Raw genomic sequence first — 12,495 nt, forward strand, 5'->3', positions numbered from 1 at the left:
CAAAAGGCATCAAGTTCTGACTGTGAAATCGTTACGTTACTTAAATAAATACCTTCTCAAGTATAAATACAGGCTCCTGCTGGGGCTCGTGTTTACCATCATCTCCAACTTCTTCCAGATACTGCCCGCGCAGGTGGTCAGGCATGCTTTTAACCTTATTAAAGAGGGGATAAACCTGCACGGCCTGTTTAAGGGCATGGGGCAGCAGGAGGTGGTATACGACATCTTCTCCAGAAGTATACTGGTGTATGGCGTTATCATACTTTTAATGGCGCTGCTGCGGGGCGTGTTCCTGTTCTTTGTGCGGCAAACCATCATCGTGATGAGCCGCCTGATAGAGAACGACCTGAAGAACGAGATTTACGAGCATTACCAGAGCCTGCCGCTCAGCTTTTACCGCCGCAACAACACCGGCGACCTGATGGCCCGCATCTCGGAGGATGTGAGCCGCGTGCGCATGTATCTGGGGCCGGCTATTATGTATGGCATTAACCTGGTTATACTTTTCCTAATGGTGATCCCCTACATGCTGTCGGTAAACGTGAAGCTGACACTGTATACGCTGATCCCGCTGCCCATACTTGCCATCAGCATTTACTACGTCAACAACATCATCCAGCGCAAGTCCGATGAGATACAGCGCAGCCTCTCGGGCATCACCACCTTTGTGCAGGAGGCGTTTTCGGGTATCCGGGTACTGAAGTCTTTTGTGCGCGAGGACGACTCGCATAGCAAGTTTACGGATGCCAGCAACACCTATAGGGACAAATCGCTGGAGCTGAACTTCGTGAATTCGCTGTTCTTCCCGCTGGTGCTGTTCCTGGTGGGCCTGAGCACGATCATTACCGTGTACATCGGTGGCCAGGAGGTGATTAACGGAAGTATAACCACCGGTAACATCGCCGAGTTTATCATCTACGTGAACATGCTGACCTGGCCGGTTACCTCGCTGGGCTGGACGGCCAGCCTGGTGCAGCGCGCCGCCGCCTCGCAGGAGCGCATCAACGAGTTCCTGCACACCCAAAACAACATCGTGTCCCGTAAGAACGTCGGCAAGGAGATCATGGGCGATATCCGGTTCGAGAACGTGGACTTTGTGTATCCTGACACGGGAATCCATGCCCTGAAGGGTGTGTCGTTTGACATCAGGCATGGCGAAACGCTGGCCGTGATCGGCAACACAGGCTCGGGCAAGAGCACCATTGCCAACCTGCTGCCGCGCATGTACGACGCCACCGGCGGCCGCATACTGATTGACGGCGTGGATGTGCGCGATTATAATATCAATAACCTGCGCAGCCAGATAGGCTACGTGCCGCAGGACGTGTTCCTGTTCTCCGACTCCATCCGCAACAACATAGGGTTTGGTTTGCCAAGTATAACCGAGGAGCAGATGGTGCAGGCTGCCAAAGATGCCGACGTGTATGAGAACATCGAGCGCTTCCCGGAAGGGTTTAATACCAAGTTGGGCGAGCGCGGCATCACGCTTTCGGGCGGCCAGAAGCAGCGGGTGTCTATCGCCCGGGCATTGGTGCGCGAGCCAAGTATACTTATCCTCGACGATTCACTGTCGGCCGTAGACACCAAAACCGAGAACGCCATACTTAACAGCCTGCGCCGCATCATGCAGAACCGCACCAGCATCATCATATCGCACAGGGTATCGTCGGTAAAGCTGGCGGACCGCATACTGGTGCTGGATGATGGCGCGATTGTGCAGCACGGCTCGCACGAGGAGCTGATAAACCAGGATGGCCTGTACAAACAGCTTTACGAGCGGCAGCTGCAGCAAGAAGAATCAGAATAAATTTACCGATTTCCAGATACCTTTAGCCATTTCTGTGGTTCCGAAAGCAGGTTGCGGGATTTTTTTAGTGCGAAATCTGTTATGCTTACGTATAGCAAATTTACGATCACTTTTGTACCCCCTAAACTTTCTGCATATGGCTATCGACTTACAGCAAATAGGTAAACGCTTCAGGTTTTACACCAATCTGAAAGAACTGGAAATGGAAGACCTAAAATCTATAACCGGCAGCGACGAAGAAACCCTGAGCAACATTATACACGGCCGCAACATTGTGCTGGATGAGCTGGTGGCTATTGTGAAGAACTTCTGCGACCTGAACCCGCAGTGGCTTATTTACGGCGAGGGCAGCATGTTCAGACCAATGGATGAGGATGGCCATTGCCAGGAGAATCACAAAGGCCTGCTGAAAAAAGACAAGGCTGCTTACCTGAAACAGATGCAGGATATGCTGATAGAGCTGGATGCCGCCGAGGTGGCGAAAGGCCATAAACCAGACATAGATGCCTTAAAGGCAAAGTTAGACCAAATGAAGGCGGCGCAATAAGCGCCGTTTTTTTATGCCTTCGCCGCAATCCCATTAAGTATAAGGTTGATAGTATAGAGCACATCCCGCTCGATTTTCTCAAAATCAATGGAGGGAAGCTTGTGGAAATCGGCGCGCTGGAACTCCTCGAACTGGATCAGGTCTTTGACCACCATCATGGAGTAGCCCACCCGCTCGGCCTCGCAGGGGATGAACACGCCCTTGGCAATCCCCTCCTTTATCACTGTGGCGTAGTAGTTCGTCTCCTTGCCCCGCGACTCCCGGAACAGCTCCTGGAACATGGCCCGCGTCTCGATAAGTACCTTAATGGAGATGGTATGCTCCGAAACGATTTCCTGGTAGTAGCGCAGCGAGGACTGGATGTATAACAGCAGGCGCTTGTGCGGGTTGGGCTCGTGCTCGGCCAGCTGCTTGATGTGCGAGAGCCTGGCCCTCCACTCCTGCGAGAAGGCCTCGATGTAGAGCAGCTCCTTGCTTTTGTAGTAGTAGTACAGCGAGGGCTTTTTCATCCCAATGGCCGCGGCAATATCGTCGAGAGTGGCTTTGCTGTAGCCCAACCTGCCGAACACGCTTTTCGCTGCCTCTAAGATCAGCTCTTTTTTAGCCTCTGCTTTCTTGCCCAAAGTATAAATGCTGTGGTTATGAGAAGTTGATGAAGTATAAATCCTCTCTTCCCAAAGATATAGTATAAATCTATACTTGCAAGTATACTTCTACTCCTTTACCGGCACTTCCAGCACGCCTTTATCGTCCTCCGGGAACCACTCCACGTAGAACTCCTCCAGCTTTAGCTTTTCCTCCTTGGCATAGTCGAACACGGCGGCATAAAGTTTTTTGGGCAGCAGGGCTATACTTGCGGTTGCCTCGGCACGAACCACCTGGCGGCCACCCGGCACCGTGCGCAAGGTATAACCAGCCGGCAGTTTAGCCGTGGAGTCCGGAATGATGATGCCGATGAAAGCCCGGATGCTGTCGCCGCTCTTGTCCGGGTCGTTGTAGTAGATATTGGCCGGGTGCCCCTGCAGCGCTTTGTCCTGCAGCACCTCCGATACCCGCTGGAAGGCCTGCCCCATGGCTTCATCCTCCACAGAGCCCTCGAACGGCTGGCCGGCCACATACATAGTTTCGGAAGTGGTAAGGGTAACATCGGGGGCTGCAAAACCTCCCAGGTAAGTATAAAACACCAGCAAGACAATGGCAAAGCCTGCCACTACGTAGAATAGTTTTTTCATTGGTCGATCATGTTCTTGTACTGCATCTGGTACAGCTGCGCGTAGTAGCCGTTTTTCTCCAGCAATTCTTCGTGGTTGCCCATCTCCTTCAGCTCGCCGCGGTCCAGCACAATAATTTTATCCGCTTTTTGGATGGTGCTGAGGCGGTGCGCGATAACGATGGAGGTGCGGCCGTGCATAAGCTGGTCTATGGCGTACTGTATCAGTTCCTCGGTTTCGGAGTCTACGCTGGAGGTGGCCTCGTCCAGGATGATGATTTCGGGGTTGTAGACCATCGCCCGCACAAACGAGATGAGCTGGCGCTGGCCCACCGATAGCGTGGCCCCGCGCTCCATTACCTGGTAGTGCAGCCCTCCCGGCAACCGCTCAATGAACTTGCGGGCGCCCACCAGGTCGGCGGCGTGCCACATCTGCTCCTCGGTGATGGCCTTGTTGCCCAGGCTGATGTTGTCGGCGATGGTGCCCGAGAACAGGAACACGTCCTGCAGCACCACGCCGATGTGGTGGCGCAGGACGCTCAGGTCGTACTCCTGCAGGTCGTGGCCATCCACCACAATATGCCCTTTGTTGATCTCGTAGAAGCGGTTTAGCAGGTTGATAACGGAGGTCTTTCCGGCACCGGTGGCACCCACAAAAGCCACCGTCTCGCCGGCCTTCACCTCAAAAGACAGGTCGCGCAGCACCCAGTCTTCCTCTTTGTAGGCAAACCACACGTTCTCGAAGCGCACGTTGCCTTTTATCTTCTCCGGGGCGTAGCTGCCGTTGTCCGGGATCATCTCCTTGCTATCGAGCAGGCGCATGAGGCGCTCGGTGCTCACCACGCCCAACTGCAGCGTGTTAAAGCGGTCGGCGATCATGCGGATCGGGCGGAAGAACATCTGGATGTAAAGTATAAACGCCATCAGCGTGCCCAGTGTGATGTCATTCTCAATCACCCCGTAGGCGCCGTACCACACCAGCAGGCCCAGGCCCGCCGCCCCGATGATCTCGGCCACCGGGAAGTAGACGCTGTAGTACAGAACCGAGCGGATGTTGGCGCGTGTATGCTCTTTGTTGATCTCCTTGAACTTCGCCATCTCGCGCTCCTCGTTGTTGAAGATCTGCACGATGCTCATGCCGGTGATGTGCTCCTGCACAAAAGAGTTGAGCCGCGCCACCGCCGTACGCACCTCCTGGAAGGTGTTCTTTATCTTCTCCTTGAAAATATAGGTGCTGATGAGCATGAGCGGGAACGTGGAAAGACTCACCAGGGCCAGCTCCCAGTCGATGTAGAACATGAAGCCGAGGATGAACACCAGCTGCAGGATATCGCCGATCATGGCGGCCAGGCCCTCGCTGAACACGTCGGAGAGCGTCTCCACGTCTGACACGTTGCGGGTTACGAGCGTGCCGATGGGCGTGCGGTCGAAGAACTTGAGACGCAGGTCCAGGATGTGACGATAGAGCTTGATGCGGATGTCGCGGACCACGTGCTGGCCCAGCCAACCGGCGAAGTAGGTATGGAGATACTGCACGATGGCATGCACCACCAGCAGCACGCCCAAGATCACGAACATGCGGTTCAGGCCTTCCCAGTCGTTGTTCAGAATCTCGTGGTCTACGGTGTACTGGATGAGGAACGGCCGCACGGCGGCCAGCACGGCCGAGGAAAAGGTCAGGAACACGATAAAGTAGAACGTCCTGATGTAGGGCTTCACAAAGGTGAAAAGCCGCTTCAGCACGTCTGAGTCGAATACTTTGCCGCTTTGTTTAGGTGTATCTTCCAAAAGTATGCTTCTGCTTTAAGTATGGTTAGGGCTGTCTCCTCTTTACGAGCGCTACTGTTTAACCGATTGTAAAGTTAATGGTTTTGGATCAGGATTCAGGGATGCGTATGATTTATACTTTGATTACGGCTTCCTAGAGTATACTTTGGCTGTACTTGTTAGCTGCTGTTTCTCCCTTCTGGCGCAAGTCTCCTGACTTGTGCCTTACAATGATGTTGAGTTTGTAACTCAACTGTAGCCATACTTTATACCTGTCAATTTATACTTTAGCCGCTGCTTCCTGCAAATTGACACAAGTTATCCTACCGCTGTTCCGAACATCCTTGTCCGGGACCTCTCTGCCGCGGACTTCCAAATCCGCATACTTATACTTTTATAGCCGCTGCTTTCTTTAGCTTGAAGCAAGCTATACCTTCTAGCTACCGTTTATCCTCAGTCTTACAAACCTATCGTTTCATCTCCGGCTTTGGCTCCCTCACGACCGGGAAGCCTCGTCTTCGGGCATCGCGCGGTGTACATTTCCTTTGCTCCTGCGTCGCAATGCCTCACTGCGTTCGTCACCGGAAATCTACAAGGCGCTCAACCCAAAGACTGGGATTGGTTTCGATAGCCACCGCTGACGGAGCTTCGGCAGAACTCCCCTCCTTGGCCAAGGAGGGGCCAGGGGTGGTTGGACCCAGCGGCAGTCAAAAACAAAAAAGGCCGGGACTGTAGCAGCCCCGGCCTTTTCCATACTTGCAGTAAAGTTATACTTTATACTTCGGCTTCTACGGCTATGGCTACTTTAGCCAGCGCCTGCTCAATGTCCGAGATGATGTCCTCCGGGTGCTCCACGCCTACCGAGATGCGCACCATCCCCTCTCCGATGCCCATTTTGGCGCGATCCGCCAGGCAGATATCCGAGTGCGTCATAGAGGCTGGGTGCTCGGCCAGCGACTCAGTGCCGCCTAAACTTACCGCCAGTTTGATGAGGCGAAGGCTGTTCAGGAACTTGAAGGCCTCTTTCTCGCCACCTTTCAGGTCGAACGAGATCATGGAGCCGGCGGCGGTGCACTGCTTCTCGTAAATAGCCTGCTGGCGCGGGTTGTCCTGCAGGTCCCCGAGGTAGTAAATTTTCTCTACTTTCGGGTGCTGCTTCAGGTAACTGGCCACTACCTCCGCGCCGCGCGACTGGGCCTCCATGCGTATTTTCAGTGTCTCCAGGCTGCGCATCAGCATCCAGCCCGTCCACGGGCTTGCCATGGAGCCAGCAAAGGTGCGCATGCCCTTCACCTGCTTCATCAGCTCGGAAGAACCGGCACAGGCTCCGGCAATCAGGTCGGAGTGGCCGCCGATGTACTTGGTGGCAGAGTATAGCACCAGGTCAGCACCGTGCTTGAGCGGGTGCGAGAACACCGGCCCCAGGAACGTGTTATCCACGGCCACCACCACTTTTTTATCGGCAGTAGAATGCTTTCTGGCCAGCGCCACACACTCCTCGATATCTACCAGGTGGTTCGTTGGGTTGGCAGGCGTCTCCACATATACCATCGCCAGTTTATCGGCCGCGCCGGATTCTTCCAGCAGCTGCGCGATCTCCTCTCCAGTGGCACAAGCTTGGAAACCTATACTTTGGATGCCGAACTTCGGCAATATGTTCTTGATGTAATAATCGGAGCCGCCGTAAATAGGCTCACTGTGCAGGATCACGTCGCCGGGCTTTAGCAGGGCCAGCAGCGTGGTGCTGATGGCGGCCATCCCGCTGGCAAACACTGCCGCTTCCTCGGCACCGTCCCAGAAGCGGAGGCGGTTCTCCAGTATCTCCAGGTCGGGGTTGTTGAGGCGGCTGTAGATCAGGCCCAGCTGCTCTTCGGCGTTCTTCTCGCGCAGACCGTAAGCCAGCTCAAAAAAAGCCTTGCCCTCTTCGGCACTCTTAAAAACAAAGGTGGATGTCTGGTAAATGGGTGCTTTCACGGCCATCTCTGACCACTCAGGATTGTATCCGTAGCTCATCATCAAGCTTTCCGGCCGCACGTGCTTTCCGTTCAGATGCGGGCCCAGATGGTCCTCTTCTAGTTGCATAAGGTTAGTTTTTTGGGTTATAGGTTGATTAGTTTTGTATAAATAGTTCAGGTGGATACGCTACTTTGGCCAGGAACAAGCCTTCCGATGGGGCCGCCCCGCTGGATTTGCTCCTATCCTGGCTGGCCACGATCTGCTCAAACTGCTGCACCGTCAGCTTGCCACGGCCCACATCCACCAGCGTGCCCACCACCAGCCGCACCATACCTCTCAGGAAACGGTTGGCCCGGATGGTAAATTGTAGCTCCTCACCCTCTTGCCTCCATACCGCCTCATACATGTTGCAACGGTAGTGCTTGGTGTCGCCTTTTACTTTGCTGAAGGTAGTAAAATCCTCATACTTTAACAGTATGGCTGCGGCTTCATTCATTTTCTCCACATCCAGAGGGCGGTTGTGGTACCAGGCATGGTAGCGCTTAAAAGGATTTTTGCGAAGCGTGACGTGGTAATGGTAAGTGCGTGCGAAGGCATCGTAACGGGCATGCGCCTCGGGCTGCATCGGGTACAAGCTAACAGCGGAAATATCTTCCGGAAGTATGCGGTTGAGACGATAGATAACATGCTGCGGGTCCAACTCCTGCTGCGCGTTAAAGTGCACAAATTGCTGGCTGGCGTGCACACCTGTGTCGGTGCGCCCGCTGCCCGTGGTGGCAATCGGTTCGCGCAGCACCTTGCTCAGGCTATCTTCCAGCACCTCCTGCACCGACAGGGCGTTTGGCTGCACCTGCCACCCATGAAACCGGGTTCCGTCGTAAGCTATCTCTAAAAAATACCTCATATACAAAGGTATAAAAAATCCCCGCACAAGCTTTGCGCATGTGCGGGGATAAGGGTGTGTGTAAAAAAGTTAGGTATTACTGATTCTGAGTCTGGGTTCGTTCCCGGATTATATCGCCAATCGTGCGCCCGCTATTGTCGCGGCCTCGGTCATCTCCCCTACGGCGCTGCTCCTCACGGCTTCTCTCCCAGCGCTCGTCATCTCTTCTTCTATCCTCGTCCCTTCTTCTGTCTTCGTCACGGCGTCTGCTCCAGATATCGTCATCATCATGATCCGCGTCTTTGTGGCGCTTCTTATATTCTTTCTCGTACTCTTTCTCCCGCTTCCATTCGGCGTGGGCACGGTGCTTCTTCTCTACAAAGGATGGTTTGCCTTTGGCTTTCCCTTTTCCGTTGCCATTACCGTGGCTATCAGCCAGTGCGGCCTGCCCGGCAAATACAGAAGATAGTATAAAGGCGATTGCTAGTAACTTTTTCATAAGCTTGTTCTTTAGGTTCAGTTGTGTTTATGCAAAGCGGGTGCCAAAAAGAAAACACATTATCCAAACAGATTAAAATCAACCTGTTATAAATAAAAAAAGAGGCCTCTCCTGCTGCGGAGAAGCCTCTTTTAATCTTAATTTATACTTCCCTTCTGTTGTTGGCAAAGTATGGATTGCCACTGCAGAAGTATGGAAGGCAAGGGTGTTTTTATACTTTCTCGTAAATCACTGCTACGCCCTGCCCCACGCCTACGCACATGGTAGCCAGGCCATACTTTACATTATCGCGGCGCTTCATCTCGTGCAGCAGGGTGGTGGAAATACGCGTGCCGCTGGCCCCCAGCGGGTGGCCAATGGCTATAGAGCCTCCGTTCACGTTCACGATATCCGGGTTGATGCCCAGCTGCTGTACGCTTGGCACAGCCTGCGCGGCAAACGCTTCGTTAATTTCGGCCAGGCCGATGTCGTTTATACTTAGGCCTGCGCGCTTCAGGGCTTTTTGGGTGGCGGGCACAGGGCCTATGCCCATATGGGCCGGATCTACGCCAGCCACGGCCGCCGACACCACGCGCGCCATTGGCGTCAGGTTGTAGCGTTTCAGCACCTCCTCGCTCACGATCAGAGAAACGGCGGCCCCATCGTTTATGCCCGATGAGTTGCCAGCCGTAACAGAGCCTCCTTTCTTAAAGGCAGGGCTCAGCGAGGCAAGCTTCTCCACGGAGGATAGCCTTGGGTGCTCATCTGTATCGAAAACAATGTCATAGGCTTTGCGCTGCGGGATGTGCACCGGCACAATCTCATCCTTAAACTTTCCGGCTTCGGCAGCAGCTTTATACTTTAGCTGGGAGCTGTGCGCAAACTCATCCTGGGTTTCACGTGAAATGCCGTAACGCTCCGCCACGTTCTCCGCTGTTTCGCCCATGGCAAACGGGTAGTGCAGCTGCGAAAGCTTTTCGTTGGTGAATCGCCAGCCGATGGTCGTGTCGTATATTTCGGGAGTGCGGGAGAAGGCGGTCTCGGCCTTGGCCATCACAAACGGGGCGCGGGTCATGCTCTCCACGCCGCCGGCCAGGTATACGCCACCGTCGCCGCAGCTAATGGCACGGCTCGCGTCGATGATGGACTGCAACCCGGAGGCGCAAAGGCGGTTCACGGTAACGCCGCCAATCTCCATTGGCAAACCGGCCAGCAACAGCGCCATACGCGCCACGTTGCGGTTATCCTCCCCGGCCTGGTTGGCTGCCCCCATCACCACGTCCTCTATCAGGGCAGGGTCCAGGTTGGGGTTGCGTTCCACGATCGCCTTCATCACCAAGGCCGCCATATCGTCGGGGCGCACAGTGCTCAGGCTACCGCCAAATTTACCTACCGGTGTTCTTAGTATATCAACTATGTAAGCAGTGTTCATCTTAATTTTAGTTTTTACAGGTCTTTGCCTAATTTTGCATCTCTTTGCAAGATAATTTAACCATCACATGATACAAAGAATTCAAACCGTATTTCTGGCCCTACTGGCCATTGCCCTGATCGCGATGCTTTTTCTGCCGCTGTGGTCTAAAACCGATCCTACCACCGGCGAGGAGGTTGTGCTCACTGCCTGGAACCTGAAATCATACTTCCTGACGGAGCAGGGGGAGCCGGGCTCGGCGGGCAGCGTGCCGCAACAGGGCACAATTGCCATCGGTATGCTGGCCATTGCCGCCGCTGTTATTGCCATTTATGAGATCTTCCAGTACAAGAGCCGCCTGAACCAGATGAAACTCGGCCTGCTGAACACGCTGCTGATCGTTGCGACCCTCGGCACCATGCTGTACTATGCGTACTTTGTGGGCGCAGACCTGGTGCTGCCCGGTGAAAAAGGCACTTACGAGGCGGGCTTCTTTATGCCGCTGCTGGCTTTGGTGCTTAACTCCCTGGCCAACCGCTTTATCAAGCGCGATGAGGATCTGGTGAGGTCTGTGGACAGGCTGAGATAGGAAGTATAAAATATTGATAAAGGAAAGGCGGGTGTTGCTTCGGCAGCACCCGCCTTTCCTTTATACTTTGACTATCTTTACTTAGCCGCTGCTTCCTTTAACCTGGTACAGGTTATACTTTCTAGCTACCGCTTACCCTCAGTCTTACAAACCTATTGTTGCATCTCCTGCTTTGGTGCCCTCAAGGCCGGGAGGCCTCGCCTTCGGACATCGCGCTGTGTTCCCTCCTGCCTACGCTGCGCTGCGGCTGCTCAGCAAGCTGAGCACCGGATCTCACAAGGCGCTCAATTCAAAGGCTGGGATCAGGTTCGATAGCTGCTGCCTTTGCTACTGAGCAAGTGTGATTCCCCTCTCGGGAAGGGTTAGGGGTGGGTTTTATAATTCTGCAGTTAAGAACAGAAAATATGAAAGTTATACTTCTAAATCAGTAATTACAGGCTCCCCTCCTTAGCTAAGGAGGGGCAGGGGTGGTTGGAACCGGTACTGCAAATCTCCCTCTCCTCTTCTCAGCAAGACATTTTATAACAGGCAAAAAAGAGCGGCACAGGTATAACCCGTGCCGCGCCCAAAATTTCTCACCGTAAATTTTACTCTTACATGCTAACTTTTCACTTTTAAAATTCTTTTATCTTCTCCGCCTTGCATAATCCTCCAGTTCCCGCACGCTGCTATCGAACTTAAACTCATCGTAGATGTAGTAAAAGTGCTCCTGGTCACAGAGGTAGTCGTAGGCATACTTGGCAAACTCTACGCGGGTGCTCTCGTGGTCGAACTGCCGCAGCATGCGCTTCAGGTCGTCGGCCATGATGCTGTTTCCTCGCAAGGCGTCGCGGGCTATACTTAGTTTGGTGCTCTCGAAGTCGCGGTGGCGGATGGCCTCTATGGCGCGATCCAGCTCACGGCCTGAGAGCAGGTTTCGGCAGCTACCGTAGTAGTCGTCACGGTAACGGTCGTCATATCGATCATCATAACGGTCGTGGCCGCAATGGTCGTCGTGGCGGTGGTGGTCCGGGTAGCGTGGCCGTGGCACAGGCACTACAACCGGCCTTAGCGGCACTTCGCTGATGAGCTGCAGATAGGCCTTACCGCTGCGCCCTATGGTACGCACGCCGTAACTAGCCTCCACCCCATGCGGCAGGACTACCTTCTGCCCCATCTTATACATGCCGTGCCGGCTTCGCACGCGCAACTCTATGTAGTGTTTGCCCGGCCGCACATGGTCCAGGCGCACAAAATTGGTGGCGGTGCGGTTTACCAGGCGGCCATCAATCTCGACCTGGAAATACTCCCCTCGCTCGGCGGTGAAGGTAAGTATGGAGCTTTGTGCCCAAACCGGCAGCGCCAGCAGCACAAACAGAAACGGTAGTAGAAGCTTTCTCATGGCAAGTATAGGTTTTTGCTTATACTTGCCTGTAACCAATTATTGTGCCAGTTTGGTCTACTCGAGTCTGTAGTTTAAGCCAATACCAACAGAAACTGGCTTATGATTCAGAATAGCGCCTCGGCTATGCAGGCTTCTGTACAGGAACATGCCATCCACAAAAATATCCAAGCGTTCACTCATCCTATAATTCGCCGAAAGGCCTGCTGTAGCCACTACATTTATAGAGGCATGCTCTTCTTTATAAAGTTCTGTAGTTTCACCATCCAGGCTTTCTGTGGCCCTTGCTTTGATGTGGCCAATCACAGGAGCCAATGTAGTGTTAGCGTATACCTGAAGCCTTTTATAAGGATTAAAGGGGCTAAACTTCAACGTGAAAGGTACTACTAACGCCTGGATGTTTTGGGTTTGCCTTGTTTCATAATGACTGCTATCTGCCAAAACAAACCTAGTACCGTAGGCAGCA

11 protein-coding genes are annotated in these 12,495 nt (G+C 53.7%); 3 read left to right on the top strand and 8 right to left on the bottom strand.

Translation table 11 applies throughout. The features are described 5' to 3' along the window. Positions 1-22 precede the first annotated feature (22 nt). Entirely contained in the window at positions 23-1,807 is a 1,785-nt protein-coding gene (locus OO017_RS10980) for an ABC transporter ATP-binding protein (protein WP_266052537.1), read from the top strand. 136 nt (positions 1,808-1,943) lie between these two features. Further along, complete coding sequence (locus OO017_RS10985) at positions 1,944-2,354, top strand: hypothetical protein (RefSeq protein ID WP_266052538.1); 411 nt, start codon at positions 1,944-1,946, stop codon at positions 2,352-2,354. Between the two features lie 11 nt (positions 2,355-2,365). On the opposite strand, the gene OO017_RS10990 is transcribed toward OO017_RS10985, so the two are convergent. The 7 genes from OO017_RS10990 to OO017_RS11020 form a co-directional block, all read right to left on the bottom strand. Continuing rightward, entirely contained in the window at positions 2,366-2,977 is a 612-nt protein-coding gene (locus OO017_RS10990) for a TetR/AcrR family transcriptional regulator (protein ID WP_266052539.1), read from the bottom strand. A 90-nt stretch (positions 2,978-3,067) separates the two neighbouring features. Further along, positions 3,068-3,586 carry a GyrI-like domain-containing protein gene (locus OO017_RS10995; RefSeq protein WP_266052540.1) on the bottom strand — a complete coding sequence of 173 codons (519 nt, stop codon included), beginning with the start codon at positions 3,584-3,586 and terminating at the stop codon, positions 3,068-3,070. Then, positions 3,583-5,352: an ABC transporter ATP-binding protein gene (locus tag OO017_RS11000; RefSeq protein ID WP_266052541.1), complete on the bottom strand. Its 1,770-nt coding sequence runs from the start codon at positions 5,350-5,352 to the stop codon at positions 3,583-3,585. Before OO017_RS11000 ends, OO017_RS10995 begins: the two co-directional genes overlap by 4 nt. Positions 5,353-6,105: 753 nt before the next feature. Then, a complete protein-coding gene (locus OO017_RS11005) occupies positions 6,106-7,413 on the bottom strand; it encodes a cystathionine gamma-synthase family protein (RefSeq protein ID WP_266052542.1) in 1,308 nt (435 codons plus the stop codon). A 28-nt stretch (positions 7,414-7,441) separates the two neighbouring features. Further along, complete coding sequence (gene truA / locus OO017_RS11010; RefSeq protein WP_266052543.1) at positions 7,442-8,191, bottom strand: tRNA pseudouridine(38-40) synthase TruA; 750 nt, start codon at positions 8,189-8,191, stop codon at positions 7,442-7,444. 76 nt (positions 8,192-8,267) lie between these two features. After that, positions 8,268-8,669 carry a hypothetical protein gene (locus OO017_RS11015; RefSeq protein WP_266052544.1) on the bottom strand — a complete coding sequence of 134 codons (402 nt, stop codon included), beginning with the start codon at positions 8,667-8,669 and terminating at the stop codon, positions 8,268-8,270. A gap of 211 nt (positions 8,670-8,880) precedes the next feature. Continuing rightward, positions 8,881-10,080, bottom strand: a complete 1,200-nt coding sequence (locus OO017_RS11020; RefSeq protein WP_266052545.1) for a thiolase family protein — start codon at positions 10,078-10,080, stop codon at positions 8,881-8,883. 67 nt (positions 10,081-10,147) lie between these two features. On the opposite strand from OO017_RS11020, the gene OO017_RS11025 reads away from it, so the two are divergent. Continuing rightward, positions 10,148-10,648, top strand: coding sequence for a DUF4293 domain-containing protein (locus tag OO017_RS11025; protein WP_266052546.1), 501 nt, complete (start codon positions 10,148-10,150; stop codon positions 10,646-10,648). Between the two features lie 625 nt (positions 10,649-11,273). Here OO017_RS11025 and OO017_RS11030 read toward each other — a convergent pair. Beyond that, positions 11,274-12,029 carry a proline and serine-rich protein 1 family protein gene (locus tag OO017_RS11030; RefSeq protein WP_266052547.1) on the bottom strand — a complete coding sequence of 252 codons (756 nt, stop codon included), beginning with the start codon at positions 12,027-12,029 and terminating at the stop codon, positions 11,274-11,276. Positions 12,030-12,495 lie beyond the last annotated feature (466 nt).

This window comes from Pontibacter anaerobius, assembly GCF_026241195.1.
GTDB classification, from domain to species: domain Bacteria; phylum Bacteroidota; class Bacteroidia; order Cytophagales; family Hymenobacteraceae; genus Pontibacter; species Pontibacter anaerobius.